The sequence below is a fragment of the Salinicola halimionae genome (genome assembly GCF_003206065.1).
GTDB classification, from domain to species: Bacteria; Pseudomonadota; Gammaproteobacteria; order Pseudomonadales; family Halomonadaceae; genus Salinicola; species Salinicola halimionae.
Map to the genome: position 1 here is coordinate 1 of NZ_PZJQ01000005.1, position 22,955 is coordinate 22,955.

Below are 22,955 nucleotides of genomic sequence, written 5' to 3' on the forward strand. Positions count from 1 at the left end.
GCGATGGAAAAGCCGTGCATTGACCAGATCAATAATCTGTCGTGACGCTGTTTCGATATCCGCTTGCGCTGTATCAATCACCAGATCAACATTCTTCCAGGGCTCGTAATGACGCGCTCTGACCTTGGTCCAGTCGGGCAATTCCAGGTTTTCGATATCACTTTCGCGGCTTTCAATGCGGTTTCGATGCGTCGCCTCATCCGAGCAGAACAGCTCAACCTGCACGAATTCCGCATTGGCTAACTCGGCCGCCCTACGCCATGCCTGTCGGGTTTCCTCGACAGAATTGACCGCATCACCAATGACAATGCGACCCAGGCGAAGGTTATCCGTTGCCAAGCGGCTGGCCACCATATACCCCACCGGCCCCAGTTCATCATCGGGGCGTACGTTAGCGTCCCAGACAGCCTGTTCGATCGTGTCGATACGGAGGTGGGTCGCGCCGAGTGATTCTGCAACCCTTCTTGCAACGGAGGTCTTCCCGACGCCAGGTAGCCCTCCCAAAATGATCAGCATCTCCATATCCTTGTGAAATCTGCGCTATCAAAGCGCCGAGGGTGTTGGAATCCTCCGGCCGCCTGGGCCAACGGAATCTCGAATGGCGTCTCTCGTGACCGAATGAACTAGCCTTTTTGCCGTACCGTTGGACTCATCTTCAGACGAGGAAACAAGCCATGCTGCAAGCGCTACCCGAAGGATTCACCGCTGTGATTACCGGGGCCGGCGGTGGTATCGGTCAGGCCGTGCTGAACCGACTATTGAAGAGTGATCGACTGGGGCATGTCATTGCGGTTTCCCGTCAGAGGCTCGAGCATGAGGATTCCCGAGTCGAAAATCTGAAAGCCGATGTCACGACCGAAGAGGGTCGTAAGATACTGAAGGCGCAATTGAATGACGCACCTCTACACTTGCTGTTCAATGCCATAGGCCTGCTTCATGACGAGCAGCAGGCCATCTCGCCGGAGAAGCGGCTCGAAGATCTCGATGTCGAGACACTGGCGACACTCTTCAACGTCAATGCCATCACGCCGGTTCTGCTGATCCAGACGTTAGTCAATTCCCTCAAGGGTCGCCACCCCGCCATCATCGCCAGCCTCTCGGCCAGAGTGGGTTCGATCGGTGATAACGAGCTGGGTGGGTGGTATGGCTATCGGGCCAGCAAAGCGGCACATAATATGTTCTTGCGTACGGCCGCCATCGAGCTGGCGCGCTACAACCGGCAGGCGATCGTACTCAGCCTGCATCCCGGAACGACCGATACCGGCCTTTCCCAGCCTTTCCAGGGCAGGGTTCCGGAAGGCAAGCTTTTCACGCCAGATTTTGTGGCAGAGCGTTTGTTGGCGGTAATGAACGACCGCCGCGCTGAGGAGAGCGGCAGTTTCTGGGATTGGGCAGGAAAGCCGATACCGTTCTGATGGGACCGAGCTCACGGTCATCACGCTGACCGCATGACCTGCAGAGCTTCGATCAAACTGTTCATCTCGTCATCGGTACCGATCGAAATGCGCAGGAAATCGCTGAGCCCGTCCTTGTTGAAATGCCTGACCAGAATGCCGCGTTCGCGCAGACCGCTGAACAGGTTGGCGCCACTGTATTGGGTATGGCGAACGAACAGGAAGTTGGTCTGCGATGGCAAGACTTCGAAGCCCAGCGATTCGAGCTGCTGGCGCGTCCACTCGCGTGTCGCAATAATCTGATCGCAGCGGTTTTGAAAATAAGTGCTATCTTCCAGCGCTGCGATGGCGGCATCGCTGGCCAGCATATCCACCGGGAATGAGTTGAAGGAGTCTTTTACCCGCTCCAGGCCTTCGATGAGCTCGCGAGAACCGATCGCATAACCGACACGCAAGCCAGCCAAGCTACGCGATTTCGACAATGTCCCGGTGACCAGCAGATTCGGGTATTGCTCGATTAATGGCACGCTGCTTTCACCGCCGAAGTCCACGTAGGCTTCGTCCACCAATACGACGCTCCCGGTGATCCGATCCAGCAATTGAGCAATCGCCGAACGAGTGTGGCCATGGCCCGTGGGTGCATTGGGATTGGCAAACACCACGCCGCCGTTATCGACGTCGAAAGCCTCCAATGCTATCTGCCAGCGATCATCCAGCGCCACGGTGCGATAGTGGATGTCGTAGAGCTTACAGTAGACCGGATAGAAGCTGTAGCTGATCGCCGGCATGAGAAGGGGCTTGGGCTGGCAGAAGAAGGTCTGAAAGGCCAGCGCCAATACTTCGTCGGAGCCATTGCCGACAAAGACTTGTTCTGGCTCCACGCCGTTAACTTCCGCCAGTGCCCGTCGCAGGGCCCAGGAGCCCGAATCGGGATAGGATCGCAAGCGATCGATTTCGAATCGATGCAAGGCTTGTTGGACCGACGGAGATGGCGGGTAGGGATGCTCATTGGCATTGAGCTTGATCAACTTCTCGCGTGGCTGCTCTCCCGGTACATAGGGTGTCAGGGCGCGAACGGCAGGGCTCCAGAATTGACTCATGATCTCTCGCGGGCACGTTATTGATAGAGGCTGGATACGCGTGGCAGCGCTCATAGTGACGTCTGGCCAGGCCCCGCGCAAGGACGCCAGAGACAGACCGGTCCGAGCTCACTCGGGCCTCCTTGACGACCCTCGGCGGCGGGTTTGGGCCTTCGGGTTGATTAGTGGTCTAACGATCGCCATCTAAAAAGCATCCGATCCATATGACTATTTTTAAAGGTATCCCATGGCTTACGACAAGCTGCTTTCGCCTATCATCGTCGGTGATGTCGAACTCTCCAATCGCGTACTGATGGCACCACTGACGCGCGCCAGAACACCGGATAGTGTGCCCGGTGAGCTGCAAGCCGAATACTATGCTCAGCGAGCCAACTCGGGGCTGATCATCAGCGAAGCGACCAATATCTCTCCGACCGCGCGGGGTTATGTCTACACGCCGGGAATCTGGACCGACGCCCAGGAAGCCGGCTGGCGCCGAGTGCTGGAAGCCGTTCACGGTGCCGGCGGTCGCATGGCTCTGCAACTATGGCATGTCGGGCGTATCTCGCACGAGATGGTGCAGCCGGAAGGCCAGACGCCCGTCGCGCCCAGTGCGTTGCGAGCCGAAGGCGCCAACTGCTTCGTCGAGTTCGAAGACGGTAGTTCCGGCCAGCATCCGACCAGCACCCCGCGTGCGTTGGAGCTCGACGAAATCCCGGGGCTGATCGACGATTACCGTCAGGCAGCCAAGCGCTCGAAGCGCGCCGGATTCGATCTGGTCGAAGTGCATGCCGCCAATGCTTATCTGCTGCAGCAGTTCCTCGCCACCGGCAGCAATCAGCGTACCGACCGCTATGGTGGCAGCGTGGTCAACCGCGCCCGTCTGCTGCTCGAAGTCGTCGACGCCGTGACGGAGGAAATAGGCGCGGGCCGCGTTGGCGTGCGGCTATCGCCGTTCATCGAAATATTCGGGCTGTCGGATGACGAACCACAGGAGATGATGCGCTATCTCGCCGGCGAATTGGATCGCCGCAAGATTGCCTACTTGCACATTAACGAGCCCGACTGGACCGGCGAAGGCCCGCAGCTCAGCGATGATTTCCGTCGCGATCTGCGTGATCGCTTCACCGGCACCTTGATCTACTGCGGGCACTACACGGCCGAGCGGGCGGAGACGTTGATCGTAAACGGTCTGGGTGACGCCGCTGCCTTCGGTCGTCCGTATATCGCCAACCCGGATCTGGTCGAGCGCTTCCGCCGCGAGGCCGTCCTCAACGAGCCGAACCCGGATACCTTCTATGGTGGCGGGGCGGAAGGTTATACCGACTATCCGACGCTGGATTGAGTCGCTTTCCCGTGGCAGCCTGAGCGACGGCGTCTGAATGGGATGTCACGCGGCAGACTTACCGCTATCCTGTAAACACGTGGCCGCCCAAGCGGCCTGTATGGCCCAGAAGTGAAAGGAGAACCGATATGCAGATCAGGACGTTGCTGGCCAGCGCCGCCACGGTAGCCGTATTGGCCGGTTGTGCCAGCGGTGGCAACCAAACGCAGACCGGCACCGCCGACTCCTCTGCCGGGATGTCGTCGAATGCCGTCACCTACGAAGGCACACTGCCTTGCCGTAGCTGCGACGGTATCGATTTGACCGTCAACCTCGAAGGCCAGGAGTCCTCGCCAGCACCGGAGCGCACCTTCACCCTCGAGGCCGACTACCAGAACCACCCGCAGAACCCGGATCCCGAGCAGTACGAAGGTCAGTGGGAAGTGATGACCGGCACTGCAGTGGATCCGCAGGCCACAGTCTATGAGCTGACGCCGAACGGTGAAGGCCAGGTCTACTATTTCCAGAAGATCGACGACAGCACGCTCGAGCTGATCGATCCGCAGCGCCGTCGTTTCGAAAATGGCGAGACTCTGCGTCTGACCCGTCAGTAAGTGTTACGGTTGATGACTCAAGAGGCGGCCATTGGCCGCCTTTTTTTGTCCGAGGAAAAGCGTCTATGGGATGTCACCAACGGGTCGTCGCTGGCGAGTCGCCATCGGTCGGTCGTCGTTGTGAAAAGGTCTTCTGTGGCACCATACACGTTACGCTAACTTCTACTGGGCCTGATGGAGACCGCCGCGCGTGGCAAAAGCGAAGAGCGCCTTTGTCTGCACCGAATGCGGTGCGGACTACAGCAAATGGCAGGGGCAGTGCAGCAACTGCCGTGAATGGAATACGCTGAGCGAGGTCCGACTTGGCGGCGCACGGCCCGGGGCGGCGGCGACATCCGGCGGCGGGTCACGTGGCGGCTACGCGGGCGCACTTTCGCGAGAAGTCGTCGATCTTTCCGGCGTCGATCTCACCGAGGTGCCGCGCTTCAGCACCACGTTCGAGGAATTCGATCGCGTACTCGGGGGCGGTCTGGTCCCCGGTTCGGCGGTGCTGCTGGGCGGCCATCCCGGGGCCGGCAAGTCGACGCTGCTGCTGCAGACTGCCTGCCGTCTGGCCCAGAGCAAGCGTGTCCTCTATGTCACCGGGGAAGAGTCGCTGTCCCAGGTGGCGATGCGCGCTCACCGCCTGCAACTGCCGACGCAAGGTCTCAAGATGCTCGCCGAGACCAGCATCGAAACGCTGCTGGCCGTGTCCGAGCGCGAGCGTCCCGAGGTGCTGATCATCGACTCTATCCAGACCATGCATCTCGAGGATATCGGTTCGGCCCCCGGCGGCGTCGCCCAGGTGCGTGAATCGGCGGCAGCGCTGACGCGCTTCGCCAAGCAGAGCAACACCGTGCTGATGCTGGTCGGCCACGTCACCAAGGATGGCTCACTGGCCGGTCCCAAGGTGCTCGAGCACATGATCGATGCCTCGCTGCTGCTCGAAGGCGACAGCGACTCGCGCTTCCGCACTCTGCGTGGGCAGAAAAACCGCTTCGGCGCGATCAACGAGCTCGGCGTGTTCGCGATGGTCGAACTCGGTCTCAAGGAGGTCAAGAATCCCAGCGCGATATTCCTCTCGAGGAGCGAGGAGCTGGCATCGGGTAGCCTGGTCATGGTGGTGTGGGAAGGCACGCGTCCCATTCTGGTCGAGGTGCAGGCGTTGCTCGACGAATCCGCGCTGGGTAATCCGCGCCGCGTGGCGGTAGGGATCGACCACAACCGTCTGGCGATGCTGTTGGCCGTGCTGCACAAACACGGCGGACTGTTTACCGGCGACCAGGACGTCTTCCTTAACGTCGTCGGCGGGGTCAAGGTGCTCGAGACCAGTGCGGATCTCGCGGTGCTGCTGGCCGTGGTCTCCAGTCTGCAGAATCGACCGCTGCCGCGGGAACTGGTGGTGTTCGGCGAAGTGGGGCTTTCCGGAGAGATTCGTCCGGTCCCCAGCGGCCAGGAGCGCATCGTCGAAGCCGCCAAGCATGGTTTCACGCGTGCGATCGTGCCCCGGGGAAACGCCCCCAAGAAAGCGCCTGCGGGAATGCAGGTGGTAGCGGTCGACAAGCTATCCGAGGCGCTGGAAGCGTTATGACTGCGGAACGCCTTCGCGTCTTGCCAGCCGGTAAATCCGATCCAATCATCGCCAGCACTGAGTCTCGTCGCCGCGTCGGTTAAACTGTCCGGCAATGATTGATATCACCAGCAACATCTCCAGCCATGGGACGAGGAGCCAAACCATGAGTGCCATCCGCCTGACGCAATACAGCCATGGAGCAGGCTGCGGCTGCAAGATCGCTCCCGACGTGCTCGATCGGATTCTCTCCAAGGCTGGCCCGGGCGCCCAGAGCAAGCAGCTGATCGTTGGCAACCAGGGTCGTGAAGATGCCGCCGTCTACGATCTCGGCGATGGTCGCGGGCTGATCTCCACCACCGATTTTTTCATGCCGATCGTCGACGATCCGTTCGACTTCGGCCGCATCGCCGCAACCAATGCCATCAGCGACGTCTACGCCATGGGCGGCAAGCCGATCATGGCGCTGGGGATTCTCGGTTGGCCGCTGGACAAGCTGCCGGCGGAAATCGCCGGCGACGTTATGTCCGGTGCCCAGGCCGTCTGTCGCGAATTGGGTGTTGCCCTGGCAGGTGGCCACTCGATTGATGCACCGGAGCCGATCTTCGGCCTTTCGGTCAATGGCCTGGTCGATCTCGACAATCTCAAGCTCAATAGCGGCGCCAAACCGGGCGATCTGCTTTACCTGACCAAGCCGCTAGGTGTCGGTTTTCTGACCACGGCCGAAAAGCAGGGACTGTTAAAAGCCGGGCATCACGGTCTGGCTCGCGAAACGATGCTGATCGCCAATGATATTGGTGAGGATCTGGCCAGAATCCAGGGCGTACACGCCATGACCGATGTCACAGGCTTCGGCTTGGCGGGCCATCTGAGTGAAGTGTGCGCGGCCAGCGGTGTCGAGGCACGAATCGATTTCGCCAAGCTACCCCGGCTCGCCGAAGCCGAAGCTTATCGGCGCCAGGGCGCGGTCCCCGGTGGTACCGGGCGTAACCGGGAGGCGATCGGCAAGGCGCTGCCGGAAATGGATGCCGCTCATTGGCAGTGGCTGTGCGATCCGCAGACTTCCGGCGGACTGCTGCTGGCGGTGGATCCGGCCTGGGCGGATGACGTCGAACGCGTGGGTCGCCAGCATCAACTCAAACTGGAAGCATTCGGCGAATGCGTCAGCAAGCGCGGTGGTTCCGGCCTGATCGAGGTGCGCGGTTGAAGAGCGATCAGAGGAGTCATGAACTGATCGACCCCGATCTGGCGCTGCTGGATCGGCCGTTGATCGACGTCCGAGCGCCGATCGAGTTCGCGTCCGGTGCCTTGCCGGGCGCGATCAATCTACCATTGATGGACGACCACGAGCGCCGCGAGGTCGGGATTCGCTACAAGCACGCCGGTCAGGCCTCCGCGGTGGAGCTAGGCAACGATCTGGTTTCCGGCGATCGCCGGGAATCGCGCCTGATGGCGTGGGAGCAAGTGATCGCAACGGCGCCAGATAGCGTAATCTACTGCTTCCGTGGCGGCATGCGTTCGAAGATCTCGCAGCAGTGGCTCGCCGAGCGAGGCCATTCACTGCCGCGAATTCGCGGCGGCTGGAAGGCAATGCGCAACCGGCTCATCGAGACGCTTGAAACCCATAGCCATGCCCCCCTGCTGCTGATTGCCGGCCTCACTGGCTGTGCCAAGACGGCACTGATCAACTCACTCGACGCCGGCGTCGATCTGGAAGGGCACGCGCGGCACAAGGGCTCGGCGTTCGGTCAGCATCCGATGGCCGGGCCGTCGCAGATCGATTTCGAACATGGCCTGACGCTGGATCTGAGGCGCCTGCCCCTGGCGCGCGTGGTCGAAGACGAGTCTCAGCGCATCGGTCGTCTGGCGATCCCGGCGACGTTCTGGCAGTCGATGAAGGCCGCGCCCTGTATCCGCGTGGAGATGCCGTTGGAATGGCGTCTGGAGCAGATCCGCAAGGATTACATCGAGGACCTGAGCACGATCTATCACCGCGACTACGGCCCGCAATTGGGCGAGGTACTGTTTCGCAAGCAGCTTTCCGGCGCGTTGAAGCGACTCGGCAAACGCCTGGGTGGCGAGCGGCTGGCACGGCTGTTCGAAGCCCAGCAGCGGGCGTTCTCGGCTCAGCACCACGGTAACCTGCAGGCGCACGATGCATGGCTGGCGCCGCTGCTGCAGGAGTACTACGACCCGATGTATCGTCATCAACTGGAGCGTCACCAGATCGAGAGCCAGTCTCGGCCGACACTTCATGTAGGCGATTGGGATAGCTGCCTGGCGGTGGCGCGGGAATGGGAGCACGAGCACGCTGGCTAGCCAGTCATGGATGGAGTCGAATTACCGGTCCTCGAGCCACCCGGTCATGACTCGGTCCAGCAGTGCCGCCTGACGGTCGAAGCGCTTCGGGTCGCGCAGGATTTCGTCACGGCTCTGTACGTAGGGCGTTTCGCTGGCCGGTGGTGGAAGGTGATCGTAAAGCGCTGCGCTACCTTGAGCCGTCAGCTCCAGATGGCACTGCAGTGCGAGGACGCGACCCAGATCCCAGGCAAATCCCTGGACCGGCCCGGCCGGGGTGCTACCCAATGGCAGACAGCCATCCGGCAAACCGAAGATGTCGCGGTGCCAGAGCAGCGCCTCGAAGGTTTCCGGCAGATCGAAGGGGCTCTCATCGGCCAGTGTCAGCGGCTGCCAGCCGATCTCCGGCTGCACCGCGGGCGAGACGATGGCGCCGAGCGCCTCTGCGATCAGGCCAGCACCGAAGCCGATGCCCAGAACCGGCTTATTGCTCTTCAAGGCGCGGTCGATCAGCTTGCGTTCACGCTTGAGTAGCGCCGCATCGGGTGGCCCGGGCGCGTCGAGCAGCACCAGCGCGTCGCAATTCGCAAGAGGCGGCGGTAGTTCACCCTCGTCCAGTCGGCAGTGGTTGTAGCTATGCCCCATGCCGGTGAGCCAGTCCGCCATGCGGGCGGGGCCAAACAACGGGCTATGCTGGAGAAAATAGATATGCATGATAGGTTCATCATGGGGGCGACCGGCTCGCTCGACAAGCGTGAAACGGAGTTTTAGCGATGGCCATTCGCGCTCAGATTCTCGAACAGATCTACACCATCGTGGCGCAGATTCCGCCGGGGCGTGTCACCACCTATGGTCGGATTGCCCATATGACGGAAGGGGCCACGGCGCGTCTGGTGGGCACGGCCATGCGGCAATTGCCGACCGGGCACGACTTGCCATGGTACCGAGTGATCGGCGCCAGCCGACGAATCGCGGATCATGGCGGCGCCCAGCGCCAGCACGAACAATTACGCGCGGAAGGCGTCGTTTTCGACGCCAGCGGCCGCGTACCGACGCATTTGATGTGGCCAGAATGACGATGTGGCCAGAATGATGGAGAGTTCATGACCCAGCCCACGGCTAGCTTCAACGCCAGACTTCGCCAGCTCGATGCGCGCCGACAGATCGCCTTCATGGCCGCGCTGAGCGAGCGCCTGGTACCCAACTATGCACTCTATGCCGGTATGAGCGGCCAGGGAAATCCCAATGTACTGAATAACGTGCTGGACTTGGTGTGGGAACGGCTCAAGATAGCCTCGGCAAAGATCGACTTCGATAAGCAGGCCGAGAAGCTGGCCGAGGTCGAGCCGCCGGAAGCCGACGACAGCTTCGGCGCGCGTCGGGCCACGGAGAGCGTCATGGCGATTACCACATTGCTCGATGCTCTGCGCGGTGAGGCCCCGGAAGCCGCGCTGGAAGTCAGCCGGGTCTCGCGCAATGGTGTGCGCGCTTACATCGAGATGACCGAGGGTAGCGAGGACGCCGAACGTCTCGATGTACTATTCCGCGAGCATGAACTGACGCAGGATGAGCGCGATTTCCAGGACGCCGTACTCGAAGCGCTCGAGGCCGATCCGAAGCTCGACAATCTCCCGGCGCTGCGTACGCTGGGTCGCAACCAGGGTGTCAGCAACCTGGGCCTGAGTCTCGACTGACCCGTCTTATCAACCGGTTGTGGATAACCGGCTACGCTAAGAGAAGGAGTGGATAACGCCGACGAAGATACGGAGCGGTACGCCAGAATAACGTTCAAGGAGGAACACCATGCAGAAACGTGGGTTGATAGGTGGTTTGGCATTAGCAGCCGTGCTGCTGTCGGGTTGCCAGAGTCTACCTGACTGGGGGGGCGATCCGTTGCGTTCCGAGCCGGTCGTGAAGAGCGTGCACGAACCCGATTGCGAGGGCGATAGCTGCGCTAACGTCAATGCCGCTTATTTGCGTTTCCCCGAATCGCCGCAACTGTCGGCTGAACTCGAGCGACGGTTGTTCGCGCTGGCGAGTGGTCTCAGCGATAGTCCCGATGGTAACGCGATGGGTCAGGCGACTTCGTTCGACATGTTTGCCGATCAGGTGTTCGCGGCCTCCCGCAGTGCCCGCCGGAGTGTGCCGGAGATGCCCGGTTTCGAAGCTGATCTCAAGGCCGAAGAGGTGGCGGATCACGATGATCTGCTGGTAATCGAGCTCGATGGTTACCTGTATAGCGGCGGCGCTCACGGCCTGCCGTTGACCTCCTATATGGTCATCGAACGGGGTACACAGCAGGTCGTGGAGCTCGCTGACATGCTGCTTCCGGGACAGCGCCCCGCCTATGAAACGGCCTTGAAGCGGGCTCACCAGCGTTGGCTACAGACGGATCAAGCCAGCGGGCTGTCCGAAATGCAGTGGCCGTTCGCGGTATCCGATAACGTGGCACCGTTGGAGGACGGATTGGCAGTGAAGTATCAGGTCTATGATCTGGCGCCGTATGCGACGGGGCAGCCGCAGCTGATGATTCCCTATGCAGAGCTCGATGGGATTCTCAAGGCACGGTATCTGCCTTGAGGCGCCAGTGATCGTCGCGATTCGCGATCAATGGTTGATGCCGGCAATGGTTGATACCGTTAATCTTTGAAAATAGACGACCAACGAAAACGCCGTGCCTGAATTCAGGCACGGCGTTTTCGTTTCGATCTCCAACGGCTCCCCGGGCACTGCTTTCTCCCCGGGGGTAGAGGCGATGGGATGCTGCGCGACTCTCCTACAGTCGCATCTCGATACCCTGCTCGGCCATATAACGCTTGGCATCGGGAATCGTGTACTCGCCGAAGTGGAAGATGCTGGCGGCGAGTACCGCATCGGCGCCACCTTCCTTGACCCCGGCGACCAGGTGGTCGAGATTGCCGACGCCGCCGGAAGCGATCACCGGCACCTCGACGGCATCGCTGATCGCGCGGGTCACGCCGAGATCGAAGCCTACCTTGGTGCCGTCGCGATCCATGCTGGTCAGCAGCAGCTCGCCGGCGCCGTATTCGACCATTTTGCGCGCCCATTCCACCGCATCCAGCCCGGTGGGGCGACGACCGCCGTGGGTGAAGATTTCCCAGCGCGGCGGTTCGCCGTCGGCGCTGACTTTCTTGGCATCGATAGCGACGACGATGCACTGGCTGCCGAAGCGCTCGGCTGCCTCGCGGACGAAATCCGGATTGGTGACGGCGGCGGTATTGATCGAGACCTTGTCCGCCCCGGCGTTCAGCATGGTGCGGATATCCTCGCAGCGGCGAATGCCACCGCCCACGGTCAGCGGGATGAACACCTCGCCGGCGATGCGCTCGACCATCTCGACGGTGGTATCGCGATCTTCGTGGCTGGCGGTGATATCGAGAAAGGTGATCTCGTCGGCGCCCTGCTGGTTGTAGCGCTTGGCGATCTCGACCGGGTCGCCGGCGTCGCGGATGCCCACGAAATTGACGCCCTTGACCACACGGCCGGCGTCGACGTCGAGACACGGAATGATGCGTTTGGCCAGTGTCATGAGCGGACTCCCTTGGCGCGGCTTTCGTCGCTACGAACCGAATCGCCCCGAATCGAGTCACTCAAGGCCTGGGCCTCGGCGACATCGAGCGAGCCTTCGTAGATGGCACGACCGGTGATCGCTCCGATGATGCCGCTATCGGCAACCTTGGACAGCGCGCGGATATCCTCGAGATCGGTCACGCCGCCCGAGGCGATGACCGGCAGGCCGCCGTCACGGGCGAGTTGCGCCGTGGCTTCGACGTTGACGCCCTGCATCATGCCGTCGCGGGCAATGTCGGTGTAGACGATCGACGAGACGCCGTCATCGGCAAAGCGCTTGGCCAGATCCACCGCCTTGACCGTCGAGACCTCGGCCCAGCCATCGGTAGCGACGAAGCCGTCTCGGGCGTCCAAGCCGACGATCACGTGGCCGAGAAACCGACGGCACATCTCGCCGACGAAGTCGGGTTCCTTGACCGCCTTGGTACCGATGATCACATAGCTGACACCGGCGGCGAGGTAATGCTCGATGGTTTCCGCGCTACGGATACCGCCGCCAATCTGGATCGGTAGATCCGGGAAGGCACGCGCAATGGCCGTGACGGCTTCACCGTTGACGGGTTTGCCCTCGAAGGCGCCGTTGAGATCGACCAGATGCAGCCTTCGGGCGCCGGCCTCGACCCAGCGGGCGGCCATCGCGACCGGATCGTCTCCGTAGGAGGTCGCATCATCCATGCGGCCCTGCTTGAGGCGTACGCACTGGCCGTCCTTGAGGTCGATGGCGGGAATCACCAGCATGGTTTCGAATCCTTTGAGTCAGTGAGGTGCTGCCTGAAAAGTCGGCGAGCGCAGCGCGCTGTTCGGATCAGTGCCTAGGGCGCCCAGTTGACGAAATTTTCCAGCAGTTGCAGGCCATCCTTGGCGCTCTTCTCCGGATGGAACTGCACCGCGAAGACGGTGCCACGACCGGTGACCACATGAGCATCGACGCCGGCATAGTCGGTCGTGCCGAAGATATTGGCGTCATCGGCAGCTTCGACGTAGTAGCTGTGCACGAAGTAGAACCGTGCGCCGTCCTCTATGCCGTTCCATAGCGGATGATCATGGTGCTGGGTCACGCGGTTCCAGCCCATGTGCGGCACCTTGAGGCGCTCGCCCTCGGGCGTGATCAGCTTGTGGCCGAAACGACGCACACGGCCCGGCAGAAAGCTCAGGCAATCGATGCCGCCGTTCTCTTCACTGCGATCGAACAGCATCTGCTGGCCGACGCAGATGCCGAGCAGCGGTTTGGCCTGCTCCTCGAGCAGATCCTTGACCAGACCTTCGAGCTCGGTGCGCTGCAATTCGCCCATGCAGTCGCGGATCGCACCCTGTCCGGGCAGTACCAGACGCGAGGCGCCGCGAATCGAACGCGGATCGCGGGTCACCATGACGTTTTCATGAGTGACGTGTTCGAGCGCCTTGGCCACGGAGTGCAGGTTGCCCATTCCGTAATCGATCACGGCGATCGTCATTGCGGTTTCCTCGCTGATTCGGTGATGACGCGGGACGGCATCACAGGCTGCCTTTGGTCGACGGCATCTGGCCCGCCATGCGGGGGTCCTGCTCGACCGCAGCGCGTAGTGCGCGGCCAAAGGCCTTGAAGATGGTTTCCGCCTGATGATGGGCGTTGAAGCCCTTGAGGTTGTCGATATGGAGCGTGACCTGGGCGTGATTGACGAAACCCTGGAAGAACTCCCAGAACAGCTGTGTATCCAGCCGGCCGATGGCTGCGCGGGTGAATTCGACATCCATGAACAGGCCGGAACGACCGGAAAAATCGATCACCACGCGGGATAGTGCCTCGTCGAGTGGCACGTAGGCGTGACCGTAACGACGGATGCCGCGCTTGTCGCCGATCGCTTGGGCGAATGCCTGGCCCAGGGTGATGCCGAGATCCTCGACGGTATGATGTTCGTCGATCTCGAGATCGCCCTTGGCGTCGATCGTCAGATCGATCATGCCGTGGCGAGCCACCTGGTCCAGCATGTGGTCGAGGAAGGGAACGCCGGTCTGGCAATCCAGGCGGCCGCTGCCGTCCAGGTTGACCGTGACCGTGATCTGCGTCTCGTTGGTGTCGCGCGACACCGTGGCGATGCGCTCGGACATGCGTGGGGAATCTCCCGGTACGGTTGGCGAGAATCCGCCATTATAGTGAATCGAGCCCTGCATCCGCTACAATGGCGGTGTTTATCGGGCGACGGTCACCCAGTCGCCGCATGGATCAGTCAAGTCGTTCCGTCGACAAGGAGACACCGGGGGCATGCCGGAAGCCGTACCGCACGTCGAGCTGCATCACCAAGTCATGTCCGGCCGCGCGAAATGCCGGCAGTGCAACGTTTATCGTCCGCTGGCGTCTGTCGATGTTCGCGCACAGGGAGGATTCGAATGAAGGGTTTTTTCAGAGCGCTGCTGGCGGTCGTCGGTGTCCTGGGGATTCTTGTCGTGGTTGCCGTGGTCTATATCACCACGTTCTTCGACCCGAACGATCTCAAACCGCGTTTGATCGAAGCGGTTCGCGACCAGAGCGGCCTCGAGCTGCGTCTCGATGGGCCACTATCCTGGTCTTTCTATCCGCGTATCGGCGTCAGCGTCAAGGATGCCGAGGCCTGGCTTCCCGAGCAGCCCGAGGACGATGCACCCTTCGTCGGCTTTGACAATGCCGAAGTCAGCGTTGCTTTCACGCCGCTGCTGACCGGCGACGTGTCGGTCGACGGCCTGATCCTCGATGGCATGCGTCTCAACCTGGCCCGCGATTCGCAAGGCCATGGCAATTGGCAGGTGCTGCTGGATCGGCTGGCCGATAACGATGACGATAGTCAGCCGTCGTCGGACGCTGTCGATTCGACGACGGTTGCGCAGCCAGAAAAGCCAGCGCAGACGGAGAAGGCCGCGCCCGCGAAACCGGACAAGAAAGGCCCGGGCTTGAAGCAGGGTGATGATCAGGCAGTTGCATTCGATATCGCCAGCATCAAGGTCTCCAATAGTCAGGTGAATTACGTCGATCGCCAGAAGTCGTTGGATATCACCCTTTCCAACCTCGGCCTGCAGAGCAGCAACGTCAGCCCCCAGTCCTCGTTCCCGGTGCAGCTCTCGTTCGATGTCGACGGGCGCCAACCGGACGTCAACGGCAATGTGCAGTTCAAGAGCCAGATGCGGATGGATCTGGGCGCCGGGCGCTACACTTTCGAGAACGTGACGCTCAACGGCAAGGCCCGAATGCCGAAGCTGGCCGAGCAGGCGCAGGCGCTCAATCTGAAAGTTGCGACGCTGGTTGCCGACACTCAGGCCAAGCAGTATCACGCCGACGAGATTCAGCTTGGCGCCTCGCTCTACCATTCTTCCATGCAGGAAGCGCCGCTGTCGCTGGATCTTCAAGGCAATGCCGTGGCTGATCTCCAGGCGCAGACCGCGACGCTCGATGACGTCGCCTTGAGCGGAGACGATGGCCTGGATCTCAAGGGCAACGTGGATGTCACGCAGTTGAATGACAGCCCGCGATATCAGGGACACTTGGAATTGGCGCCACTCTCGGTTCGTGACTGGCTGACCCGGTTCGGTATCGATGTGAACAGCGCCGATGACAAGGCGCTCACCGCGCTCTCGTTGAGCGGACCGTTTTCCGGTGATGCGCAACATATCGACCTCGACGATCTGCAGATGACGCTGGACGACACCCAGCTTCATGGCTCGCTGGGCGCCGCGTTCGACGGTCAGTCGTTGAACTTCGACCTTGCCGGAGACAAGCTCGATCTCGACCGCTATCTGGCGCCGCGGGCGCAAAGCGCGAACGATGGGGCGCAGAGTAACGACGGCAAGGACACCGCATGGCTATCGACGCTCGGCATTGCGCCAGCAATGGCAGCGGTCGAGGGAGCCGAGTTGCTCCCCGTCGCTTGGTTGGCCGGGGTCGAGCAGGAAGGCCGCCTGACGTTGGATTCGCTCAAGGTCAAGGGCCTCGACTTGAGCAGCGTCGAACTGGCCACCAGCGGCAGCGGTGGGCGCCAGCGCATCGATTCCCTCAGCGCCAATCTCTACGACGGTTCGTTGCAGGCCTCCAGCGCCCTGGATCTGCGCCAGCCGCCAATCAAGCTCTCCTTCACGGAGCGCATGAACGGTGTGGATATCGCACCGCTGTATCAGGCTTTTAGCGGCAAGGCGTCTCCGCTGCGCGGTAAGCTCAACCTGCAGGGCGATTTCGACTCGCGGACCAATACCGCCGAAGGGCTCAAGCAGAACCTCGACGGCCAGGCCGCGCTGCGGATCGACGACGGTGCGATGCTCGACGTCAACGTATCGCGTCAGCTGTGTACCGCCGTGGCGGCGCTGGAAGGGCGTGAGTCAGCGCGGGATTGGAGCGATGACACCGCTTTCGATCGCTTGCAGGCCAGCGTGAAAGTCGACGACGGCGTGGCGCACAACGACGATCTCGACATCGCCATTCCCGGTATCGACGTGACCGGCAAGGGCGACGTCAACCTGGTGACCAACCGTCTCGACTACCGCGCCGCAGCCCGCTTCACTGATACCGCCGACAAGGCTGCCTGCGGGGTCAACCCGAGACTGGCCAAGATCGACTTTCCGATTCGCTGTCAGGGCAACCTGAATGACGCGCCGGGCCAGTGGTGCGGATTCGACCGTGAGGCGTTTCAGAGCTCGATCTCCGAGCTCGCCAAGAGTGAGGCCAAGCGCAAGGCCGGTGATCGGATCGACGAGGAGCTGAACAAGCAGCTCGACGACGGGACCCGCCAGAAGATCGACGACAAGCTGGGAGAGGGCGCTTCCGAGAAGATCGGTAACAAGCTTCGGGACCTTTTCCAGTGAACTCCTCTCATTGCCGATCTCTGCGCCGACGTGATGTCGGCGCTTTATTATCCGCCTTGTGCCTAGCCTCGAAGGCTGCCCCATGTTTGATCCCAAAAGGCCACCCATGGTTTTTCCCAAGAGGTGATGTTTGACAGAGATTGCCCTGTCGGCCGAGGCCTTTCGCGAGCGCGTGTTCGACTGGTTCGACGCGCATGGCCGTAAGTCATTGCCGTGGCAGTACGATAAGACGCCTTACCGGATCTGGGTCTCGGAGATCATGTTGCAGCAGACCCAGGTCACCACCGTCATCCCCTATTTCGAACGTTTCATGGCGCGCTTCCCGGACGTTCAGGCACTGGCGCTAGCCCCCCAGGACGATGTGCTGCACCTTTGGACCGGGCTCGGGTACTACGCCCGGGCGCGCAATCTGCACAAGGCCGCCAAGGTCGTCGTGGACGAGTACGATGGCGAGTTTCCGACTCACGATCTCGAAGACATGATGGCCTTGCCGGGGATCGGGCGCTCCACGGCGGGGGCGATCGTCAGTATCAGCACCGGTCAACGTGCCGCGATTCTCGATGGCAACGTCAAACGCGTGCTGGCTCGCCTGCATGCGGTGGAGGGCTGGCCCGGCAAGAGCGACGTATTGGCCCGGCTGTGGGCACTGGCGGAATGCTACACGCCGGAGAAGCGGCTGCCTGACTACACCCAGGCGATGATGGATCTCGGTGCCATGATCTGTACTCGCGGCAAGCCGAGCTGTTTGCTGTGCCCGTTCGAGGATGTCTGCGTGGCGCACGACCAAGGCGAAGAACGCTGCTACCCCGGTTCCAAGCCCAAGCGCGAGTTGCCGACGCGCCAGACTCAGATGTTATTGTTGCGGGACGCCACTGGCCGGGTGCTGCTCGAACAACGTCCGCCCAGCGGCCTTTGGGGCGGTCTGTGGGGCTTTCCGCAGTTCGAGGGCGACAGTGAGCTGCACGAGTGGCTGGAACGGCACTGCAGAGGTGTTCATCTCGAATCCGCCTGGCAACCGTTCACTCACACGTTCACCCATTTCCGGCTGAAGATCACGCCCAGACCGGCGCGGCTTCCGGATCAAGATGTCGTTACCGGCGTTGCCGAATCGAATCGGCAATGGGTCGATCCCGCCGAACCCGCCAACGTCGGTCTGGCGGCGCCGGTCAAGGCCCTGCTAGCGACACTGGCCCAGACCGACGCACTCAACGCATGACAGGAGGTTATTCATGGCGCAGACCGTATTCTGCCGCAAGTACCAGCAGGAGCTCGATGCTCTGGCGTTCCCGCCGCTACCCGGCCCCAAGGGCCAGGAAATCCAGCAGACCGTCTCCAGGCGCGCCTGGGAAGAGTGGCAGGCGCAGCAGACCCGGCTGATTAACGAGAAGCATCTCAACATGCTGGACCCGCAGGCCCGCGAGTATCTGATGACTCAGATGAACCGGTTTTTCGACAACGAGGAAACCGATCACGCCGAGGGCTACGTACCGCCCAGCCAGTGATTTTTCGATGCCGCGAAGGGAACTCATCTTTTTGAAATAAAAAGGCTTGACCCCAAAACGGCTTGCTGGTTAAATGCGTCCCCGTTGGCGAAGGCCAGATAGCTCAGTCGGTAGAGCAGGGGATTGAAAATCCCCGTGTCGGCGGTTCGATTCCGTCTCTGGCCACCATCATTGCTGGGGCATCGCCAAGTGGTAAGGCACCGCTTTTTGGTAGCGGTATGCGCAGGTTCGAATCCTGCTGCCCCAGCCATCGCTAACGTCTCTATGCTCGCCGACATAGCTCAGTTGGTAGAGCAACTGACTTGTAATCAGTAGGTCCCGGGTTCGACTCCTGGTGTCGGCACCAGAGCTTAGAGATTGTTTTACAAGGCTTTTTGCCTTGCAATAAACCGCCAATTTGGCGGTTTTTTTGTGCGTGTCCGTTAAATGTCAACCGCGCCAGCGAATCGAGTTTTACTACCTCCCCCCAGCTTGGGTGCGAAGTGCGCATCGCGCATGCTCACCATCAGCACCTGTTGTCCCAGGATCCTCTGACGAGTCAGAAGGTTGCCGCCATGGATCACGAAATGGCTGGCAAACATATGCCGATGGGGCGATTCGGTTCCTGCCCGCTTCGGTATCGACGCTACGAACGAAAGGGCGCGCGATAACGACAGAAAGCAGGGACAAAAAAACGGCCCAACAAGCGTCATCGGGGATGACTGACTCGTGGGCCGTAAACGATCGCAGTAAAGCGACCATGAACTCGATTGCGGCTGCACAGAATTGTTTCAGTGCGAGCAGTGCATGGGAGTATTGTCGCCGTTTTGTGGCAAAAATGGGATGCGGGAAATGCAAACAAACGTTAACACTCAATTTTCATATAAAAAGCAGTTGGTTATCGGCCGGTTTGATATTCCATGTGCCGAAACACCACTGAGTTCATCGGCAATCGACTGGGATCGAGAGTCGGTAGGGACGGGAGATCCCTTGCGTTAGTTTGTTTGTGGGAGTCGTCATGGAAAATCTAATTGCTTTCACCTTTGCGGCTACGTTGCTCACCTTGACTCCTGGGATCGATACGGCGTTAGTGCTCAGAACGGCTTCGATAGAAGGTCCTGGGCAAGCGGTGAAGGCTGCGCTGGGAATCAATGTCGGCTGTTTGCTTTGGGGGGCCGCGGTTGCCTTTGGCCTGGGCGCTGTCGTTGCCGTGTCAGAATTAGCTTACAGCGTGCTGAAATATTGCGGTGCCGCTTACTTATGCTGGCTAGGCCTGAACATGTTGCTTTCGCCTCGTCGGAGCATGGGGGCGGTGGGAACGGACTCGGGCAAGCGAGAAAATTGGTTCCTGAAAGGGGTTCTAGGAAACGCGCTAAACCCTAAAGTTGGTATCTTCTATGCTTCATTTCTACCTCAGTTCATTCCCCAAGGCAGTTCGTTAGTCTTCTGGACGTTTGGACTCGTGATAATTCACGTCATTATCGGCTCGGTATGGTCCTTGACGCTCATCGCAGCAACTCGCCCGCTCGGTCGCTTGCTGCGTAATGCACGAGTAATCCAGTGGATGGATAGAACCACTGGTATGGTTTTCCTGCTTTTCGCGACTCGCCTGGCATTCAGTAAGCGTTGATGTCAGCAAAGCTTGCACCGACAGCATTGGATGGCGTGATGCCTCTGCGCTCGCTTTGACTAACGGTCGGTGGAAGCGGGTCTCCTGCTGGTTGTTTCGGTTCCCCTCAAAGGTGTAATGCGACGATCGTGGTCGTCCCCGGATGGGTGACCACCCATGATACGGGGGAGCGAATGAGCTCTCGGCTTCCATTGCCGACAATATGTCTTTAATGTTGGACATATGGACATAACGATCGCTACCCAGAGCTTTGCTGCCTTGTCTCAGGAGACGCGTCTCCAGGCCTATCGGCTACTCGTGCGTCATGAGCCCGAGGGGCTTCCGGCGGGCGAAATTGCGCGTCAGCTATCCGTGCCTCACAACACGATGTCGGCCCATCTTTCGGTGCTGGCTCGAGCCGGTTGGGTGATGTCGCGTCGGCAGAGCCGTTCGATCATCTATCGTGCGGATCTCTCGCACATGAAAGAAACGGTCCGATTCCTGGTGCACGACTGCTGCGGCGGCCATCCGGAGGTCTGCGAGCCGTTCCTGGACGTATTGGGCGAATGTTCTGTCATTGAAGCCAAGGAGTGAGATCGTCATGAAGCCATTGATCTATCACAACCCCGACTGCGGCACGTCGCGCAACACGCTGGCGATGATCGAGGCCTCCGGCGAGATGCCGGAGGTGATCGAGTATCTCGAGACACCGCCCACTCGCGAGCGTCTGATCGAGCTGATCTCGATGATCGGTATCACCCCGCGCGAACTGCTGCGCCGCAAGGGAACGCCGTTCGGAGAGCTCGGCCTCGACGATCCGGCCCTGAGCGATGAGCAACTGCTCGACGCGATGATGGCGCATCCTATCCTGATCAACCGGCCGATTGTGGTGACCGACAAGGGCGCCCGGCTGTGTCGGCCTTCGGAGCGCGTTCTGGCGCTGCTGGCCAGTCCGGTTGCGACGTTCACCAAGGAAGACGGTGAAGTCGTGCATGCCGATGGGGCGGGGCATGAGTGAAATGAACGATTCGGTCGATTTCGACGACCTGCCCAATATTGATCCGGACAAGCTGCAGCCGATCGATGTCGAGGCGCTGATCGGCGCCGATGAACCGCGTCATGCACCGAAAATTCTGGTGCTCTACGGTTCGCTGCGCGAGCGCTCCTTCTCGCGCCTGGCTTCCGAAGAGGCGGGCCGGCTGCTGCACTGGTACGGCTGCGAGGTACGTAGTTTCGATCCGTCCGGGCTACCGCTACCGGACGATGCCGAAGCGGAGCACCCCAAGGTGCAGGAGCTGCGCGGTCTCGCCGAATGGTCGGACGGCATGCTATGGGTGAGCCCGGAGCGCCACGGGGTGATGACCGGCGTGATGAAGGCGCAGGTCGATTGGATCCCGCTGTCGCTGGGCGGCGTTCGCCCCACCCAAGGCAAGACCCTGGCGGTGATAGAAGTCTCCGGCGGCAGCCAGAGCTTCAACGCCGTCAATCAGTTACGAATCCTAGGGCGCTGGATGCGGATGATCACGATCCCCAACCAATCTTCCGTGCCCAAGGCGTTCAACGAGTTCGACGAGGCGGGACGCATGAAGCCGTCACCGCTCTACATGAGAATCGTCGATGTCTGCGAGGAGCTGGTGAAATTTACCTGGCTAACCCGGGGTCGCTCGGCCTATCTCACCGATCGCTATTCCGAGCGTGTCGAGAGCGCGGAAGCCCTCTCTCGCCGCGTCAACCAAAGCACTCACTAGCAGTATTCGCTAAAAAGTACTCACTGAACTCAAGGTCATTCGATGCTGGCACTGGCTATTTTCGTCATCACCCTGGTTCTGGTGATCTGGCAGCCCAAGGGTCTGGGGATCGGTTGGAGTGCGCTGGGCGGCGCGCTGGTAGCGCTACTCGTGGGCGTGGTTCACTGGACGGATGTCGGGATAGTGTGGAACATCGTCTGGGATGCCACGTTGACCTTCGTCGCGCTGATCATCATCTCGCTGATTCTGGACGAGGCGGGCTTCTTCGCCTGGGCGGCTCTGCACGTCGCGCGTTGGGGCAACGGCAGGGGGCATCTGCTGTTCCCGATGGTCGTGGTACTGGGTGCGGTCATCGCGGCGTTCTTCGCCAACGATGGGGCGGCGCTGCTGCTGACGCCGATCGTGATCGCCATCTTGCTGCGCCTGAATTTCTCGCCACCGGCGGCGCTGGTCTTCATCGTCGCCACCGGATTCGTCGCCGACACCACCAGCCTGCCGCTGATCATCTCCAATCTGGTCAATATCGTCAGTGCCAACTACTTCGATATCGGCTTCGATCGCTATGCCGCGGTCATGGTTCCGGTCAATCTGGTATCGCTGGTCGCGACGCTGGCCGTGCTCTGGATCGCGTTCGGTCGCCGGATTCCCAAGCTCTATTCGGTCGAAGTGCTCGATGCGCCGCGTTCTGCGATCAAGGATTCGCTGATATTCCGCGCGGCGTTCCCGCTGCTCGCGGTGCTGCTCGTCGCTTATTTCGTCACCGCGCCGCTGGGCATTCCCATCGCTTTCGTGACGGGGACGGCGGCAATTCTGTTGATGGCGATCGCCGGGCGCTGGTGGCGCGGCGGGAGTGGCGCGGCCGTGTCGGTGACGGCCGCGCTGAAGGGCGCGCCTTGGCAGATCGTGCTGTTCTCGATCGGTATGTATCTGGTGGTCTACGGGTTGGGCAACGCCGGTCTGACGAACTACGGCGCCAAGGCGCTGCAGTGGCTGGCGGAACAGGGCGATTTCGTCGCCACGATCGGCACCGGCTTTCTCTCCGCCATCGTCGCATCAATAATGAACAATCTGCCCTCGACGCTGGTTGGGGCGCTGGCGATCGATCAGGCACAGGTGCCGCCGGTAACGCAGGAACTGATGGTCTATGCCAACGTGATCGGCAATGACCTAGGGCCGAAATTCACCCCGATCGGCAGTCTCGCGACGCTCTTGTGGCTGCATGTGTTGGCCGGCAAGGGCTACAGGATCGGCTGGGGTCAGTACATGAAGATCGGCCTGCTGATCACCCCGCCGGTGCTATTGGCAACGCTGGTGGCGCTGGTGTTGTGGTTGCCGGCACTGCCTTCCTCTCACTGACTCCTGGATTAGCGTCAGGGCATGTGGCCAATGTGACAACCGGATCCCACCTGTTCGGTGGTTTCGAGCGCGAGGTCGACATCATTGTGCTTCACGACCAAGCGCATGA

Annotated in this window: 24 protein-coding genes and 3 tRNA genes; 20 read left to right on the top strand and 7 right to left on the bottom strand. The window is 60.9% G+C overall.

Going from position 1 to position 22,955, the window contains the following annotated elements; genetic code table 11:
- Positions 1 to 516 (bottom strand): P-loop nucleotide/nucleoside kinase family protein (locus tag DOM27_RS12905; RefSeq protein WP_110656480.1); only part of this gene is annotated, 516 nt, incomplete at its 3' end.
- 158 nt (positions 517 to 674) lie between these two features.
- Between DOM27_RS12905 and DOM27_RS12910 the strand changes: the two genes are divergently transcribed.
- The gene (locus DOM27_RS12910; protein ID WP_110656481.1) at positions 675 to 1,415 is read left to right on the top strand and encodes an SDR family NAD(P)-dependent oxidoreductase; all 741 of its coding nucleotides are present in this window, start codon (positions 675 to 677) and stop codon (positions 1,413 to 1,415) included.
- Positions 1,416 to 1,435: 20 nt separating this feature from the next.
- Here the strand turns inward: DOM27_RS12910 and hisC are convergent, their stop codons facing one another.
- Positions 1,436 to 2,494: a histidinol-phosphate transaminase gene (gene hisC, locus DOM27_RS12915; RefSeq protein ID WP_110656482.1), complete on the bottom strand. Its 1,059-nt coding sequence runs from the start codon at positions 2,492 to 2,494 to the stop codon at positions 1,436 to 1,438.
- Between the two features lie 226 nt (positions 2,495 to 2,720).
- Here hisC and DOM27_RS12920 point away from each other — a divergent pair, with 226 nt between their 5' ends.
- The 5 genes from DOM27_RS12920 (at position 2,721) to mnmH (ending at position 8,279) form a co-directional block, all read left to right on the top strand.
- The gene (locus tag DOM27_RS12920; RefSeq protein ID WP_110656483.1) at positions 2,721 to 3,818 is read left to right on the top strand and encodes an alkene reductase; all 1,098 of its coding nucleotides are present in this window, start codon (positions 2,721 to 2,723) and stop codon (positions 3,816 to 3,818) included.
- A 128-nt stretch (positions 3,819 to 3,946) separates the two neighbouring features.
- Positions 3,947 to 4,411 (top strand): copper resistance protein NlpE N-terminal domain-containing protein, encoded by a 465-nt coding sequence (locus DOM27_RS12925; protein WP_110656484.1) that lies wholly within the window; start codon positions 3,947 to 3,949, stop codon positions 4,409 to 4,411.
- Positions 4,412 to 4,601: 190 nt separating this feature from the next.
- Complete coding sequence (gene radA, locus DOM27_RS12930) at positions 4,602 to 5,981, top strand: DNA repair protein RadA (protein ID WP_110656485.1); 1,380 nt, start codon at positions 4,602 to 4,604, stop codon at positions 5,979 to 5,981.
- A gap of 145 nt (positions 5,982 to 6,126) precedes the next feature.
- Entirely contained in the window at positions 6,127 to 7,167 is a 1,041-nt protein-coding gene (gene selD, locus DOM27_RS12935; RefSeq protein ID WP_110656486.1) for a selenide, water dikinase SelD, read from the top strand.
- Positions 7,164 to 8,279, top strand: a complete 1,116-nt coding sequence (mnmH, locus tag DOM27_RS12940; RefSeq protein WP_245392720.1) for a tRNA 2-selenouridine(34) synthase MnmH — start codon at positions 7,164 to 7,166, stop codon at positions 8,277 to 8,279. Before selD ends, mnmH begins: the two co-directional genes overlap by 4 nt.
- Positions 8,280 to 8,300: 21 nt before the next feature.
- Here mnmH and DOM27_RS12945 read toward each other — a convergent pair whose 3' ends face one another.
- A complete protein-coding gene (locus tag DOM27_RS12945) occupies positions 8,301 to 8,972 on the bottom strand; it encodes a type 1 glutamine amidotransferase (protein WP_110656487.1) in 672 nt (223 codons plus the stop codon).
- Between the two features lie 59 nt (positions 8,973 to 9,031).
- On the opposite strand from DOM27_RS12945, the gene DOM27_RS12950 reads away from it, so the two are divergent.
- From DOM27_RS12950 to DOM27_RS12960, 3 genes are all read left to right on the top strand, one after another.
- Positions 9,032 to 9,334, top strand: a complete 303-nt coding sequence (locus DOM27_RS12950) for an MGMT family protein (RefSeq protein WP_110656488.1) — start codon at positions 9,032 to 9,034, stop codon at positions 9,332 to 9,334.
- Positions 9,335 to 9,361: 27 nt separating this feature from the next.
- The gene (locus DOM27_RS12955; protein ID WP_110656489.1) at positions 9,362 to 9,952 is read left to right on the top strand and encodes a YjaG family protein; all 591 of its coding nucleotides are present in this window, start codon (positions 9,362 to 9,364) and stop codon (positions 9,950 to 9,952) included.
- A 109-nt stretch (positions 9,953 to 10,061) separates the two neighbouring features.
- Positions 10,062 to 10,838: an RsiV family protein gene (locus DOM27_RS12960; protein ID WP_110656490.1), complete on the top strand. Its 777-nt coding sequence runs from the start codon at positions 10,062 to 10,064 to the stop codon at positions 10,836 to 10,838.
- Between the two features lie 196 nt (positions 10,839 to 11,034).
- Here DOM27_RS12960 and hisF read toward each other — a convergent pair whose 3' ends face one another.
- From hisF to hisB, 4 genes are all read right to left on the bottom strand, one after another.
- Entirely contained in the window at positions 11,035 to 11,808 is a 774-nt protein-coding gene (gene hisF / locus DOM27_RS12965) for an imidazole glycerol phosphate synthase subunit HisF (RefSeq protein ID WP_110656491.1), read from the bottom strand.
- Positions 11,805 to 12,587, bottom strand: coding sequence for a 1-(5-phosphoribosyl)-5-[(5-phosphoribosylamino)methylideneamino]imidazole-4-carboxamide isomerase (gene hisA / locus DOM27_RS12970; protein WP_110656492.1), 783 nt, complete (start codon positions 12,585 to 12,587; stop codon positions 11,805 to 11,807). The genes hisF and hisA overlap by 4 nt, the downstream gene beginning before the upstream one ends.
- Before the next feature lie 74 nt (positions 12,588 to 12,661).
- The gene (gene hisH / locus DOM27_RS12975; RefSeq protein WP_110656493.1) at positions 12,662 to 13,303 is read right to left on the bottom strand and encodes an imidazole glycerol phosphate synthase subunit HisH; all 642 of its coding nucleotides are present in this window, start codon (positions 13,301 to 13,303) and stop codon (positions 12,662 to 12,664) included.
- 40 nt (positions 13,304 to 13,343) lie between these two features.
- A complete protein-coding gene (gene hisB, locus DOM27_RS12980; protein WP_110656494.1) occupies positions 13,344 to 13,937 on the bottom strand; it encodes an imidazoleglycerol-phosphate dehydratase HisB in 594 nt (197 codons plus the stop codon).
- Between the two features lie 279 nt (positions 13,938 to 14,216).
- Between hisB and DOM27_RS12985 the strand changes: the two genes are divergently transcribed.
- From DOM27_RS12985 to DOM27_RS13035, 11 genes are all read left to right on the top strand, one after another.
- Positions 14,217 to 16,652, top strand: coding sequence for an AsmA family protein (locus DOM27_RS12985; RefSeq protein WP_110656495.1), 2,436 nt, complete (start codon positions 14,217 to 14,219; stop codon positions 16,650 to 16,652).
- Positions 16,653 to 16,782: 130 nt separating this feature from the next.
- Complete coding sequence (gene mutY, locus DOM27_RS12990; protein ID WP_110656496.1) at positions 16,783 to 17,868, top strand: A/G-specific adenine glycosylase; 1,086 nt, start codon at positions 16,783 to 16,785, stop codon at positions 17,866 to 17,868.
- Positions 17,869 to 17,881: 13 nt separating this feature from the next.
- The gene (locus DOM27_RS12995; protein WP_110656497.1) at positions 17,882 to 18,154 is read left to right on the top strand and encodes an oxidative damage protection protein; all 273 of its coding nucleotides are present in this window, start codon (positions 17,882 to 17,884) and stop codon (positions 18,152 to 18,154) included.
- A gap of 92 nt (positions 18,155 to 18,246) precedes the next feature.
- Positions 18,247 to 18,322: transfer RNA gene (locus DOM27_RS13000), tRNA-Phe, on the top strand.
- Positions 18,323 to 18,329: 7 nt separating this feature from the next.
- A tRNA-Gln gene (locus tag DOM27_RS13005) sits at positions 18,330 to 18,404 on the top strand.
- A 20-nt stretch (positions 18,405 to 18,424) separates the two neighbouring features.
- A tRNA-Thr gene (locus tag DOM27_RS13010) sits at positions 18,425 to 18,500 on the top strand.
- A 651-nt stretch (positions 18,501 to 19,151) separates the two neighbouring features.
- A complete protein-coding gene (locus tag DOM27_RS13015; protein WP_110656498.1) occupies positions 19,152 to 19,763 on the top strand; it encodes a LysE family translocator in 612 nt (203 codons plus the stop codon).
- A 222-nt stretch (positions 19,764 to 19,985) separates the two neighbouring features.
- Positions 19,986 to 20,336 carry an ArsR/SmtB family transcription factor gene (locus tag DOM27_RS13020; protein WP_110656499.1) on the top strand — a complete coding sequence of 117 codons (351 nt, stop codon included), beginning with the start codon at positions 19,986 to 19,988 and terminating at the stop codon, positions 20,334 to 20,336.
- A 7-nt stretch (positions 20,337 to 20,343) separates the two neighbouring features.
- Positions 20,344 to 20,760: an arsenate reductase (glutaredoxin) gene (arsC, locus tag DOM27_RS13025; protein ID WP_110656500.1), complete on the top strand. Its 417-nt coding sequence runs from the start codon at positions 20,344 to 20,346 to the stop codon at positions 20,758 to 20,760.
- Positions 20,753 to 21,490, top strand: a complete 738-nt coding sequence (gene arsH / locus DOM27_RS13030) for an arsenical resistance protein ArsH (protein WP_223162344.1) — start codon at positions 20,753 to 20,755, stop codon at positions 21,488 to 21,490. Before arsC ends, arsH begins: the two co-directional genes overlap by 8 nt.
- A 42-nt stretch (positions 21,491 to 21,532) precedes the next feature.
- Complete coding sequence (locus DOM27_RS13035) at positions 21,533 to 22,846, top strand: arsenic transporter (RefSeq protein WP_110656502.1); 1,314 nt, start codon at positions 21,533 to 21,535, stop codon at positions 22,844 to 22,846.
- Positions 22,847 to 22,955 lie beyond the last annotated feature (109 nt).

Bases quoted from the DNA above. Each gene is read 5' to 3' on its own strand.
- DOM27_RS12910 (WP_110656481.1), top strand. From the start codon at position 675: ATGCTGCAAGCGCTACCCGAAGGATTCACCGCTGTGATTACCGGGGCC.
- hisC (WP_110656482.1), bottom strand. From the start codon at position 2,494: ATGAGTCAATTCTGGAGCCCTGCCGTTCGCGCCCTGACACCCTATGTA.
- DOM27_RS12920 (WP_110656483.1), top strand. From the start codon at position 2,721: ATGGCTTACGACAAGCTGCTTTCGCCTATCATCGTCGGTGATGTCGAA.
- DOM27_RS12925 (WP_110656484.1), top strand. From the start codon at position 3,947: ATGCAGATCAGGACGTTGCTGGCCAGCGCCGCCACGGTAGCCGTATTG.
- selD (WP_110656486.1), top strand. From the start codon at position 6,127: ATGAGTGCCATCCGCCTGACGCAATACAGCCATGGAGCAGGCTGCGGC.
- DOM27_RS12945 (WP_110656487.1), bottom strand. From the start codon at position 8,972: ATGCATATCTATTTTCTCCAGCATAGCCCGTTGTTTGGCCCCGCCCGC.
- DOM27_RS12950 (WP_110656488.1), top strand. From the start codon at position 9,032: ATGGCCATTCGCGCTCAGATTCTCGAACAGATCTACACCATCGTGGCG.
- DOM27_RS12955 (WP_110656489.1), top strand. From the start codon at position 9,362: ATGACCCAGCCCACGGCTAGCTTCAACGCCAGACTTCGCCAGCTCGAT.
- DOM27_RS12960 (WP_110656490.1), top strand. From the start codon at position 10,062: ATGCAGAAACGTGGGTTGATAGGTGGTTTGGCATTAGCAGCCGTGCTG.
- hisF (WP_110656491.1), bottom strand. From the start codon at position 11,808: ATGACACTGGCCAAACGCATCATTCCGTGTCTCGACGTCGACGCCGGC.
- hisA (WP_110656492.1), bottom strand. From the start codon at position 12,587: ATGCTGGTGATTCCCGCCATCGACCTCAAGGACGGCCAGTGCGTACGC.
- hisH (WP_110656493.1), bottom strand. From the start codon at position 13,303: ATGACGATCGCCGTGATCGATTACGGAATGGGCAACCTGCACTCCGTG.
- hisB (WP_110656494.1), bottom strand. From the start codon at position 13,937: ATGTCCGAGCGCATCGCCACGGTGTCGCGCGACACCAACGAGACGCAG.
- DOM27_RS12985 (WP_110656495.1), top strand. From the start codon at position 14,217: ATGAAGGGTTTTTTCAGAGCGCTGCTGGCGGTCGTCGGTGTCCTGGGG.
- DOM27_RS12995 (WP_110656497.1), top strand. From the start codon at position 17,882: ATGGCGCAGACCGTATTCTGCCGCAAGTACCAGCAGGAGCTCGATGCT.
- DOM27_RS13015 (WP_110656498.1), top strand. From the start codon at position 19,152: ATGGAAAATCTAATTGCTTTCACCTTTGCGGCTACGTTGCTCACCTTG.
- DOM27_RS13020 (WP_110656499.1), top strand. From the start codon at position 19,986: ATGGACATAACGATCGCTACCCAGAGCTTTGCTGCCTTGTCTCAGGAG.
- arsC (WP_110656500.1), top strand. From the start codon at position 20,344: ATGAAGCCATTGATCTATCACAACCCCGACTGCGGCACGTCGCGCAAC.
- arsH (WP_223162344.1), top strand. From the start codon at position 20,753: ATGAGTGAAATGAACGATTCGGTCGATTTCGACGACCTGCCCAATATT.
- DOM27_RS13035 (WP_110656502.1), top strand. From the start codon at position 21,533: ATGCTGGCACTGGCTATTTTCGTCATCACCCTGGTTCTGGTGATCTGG.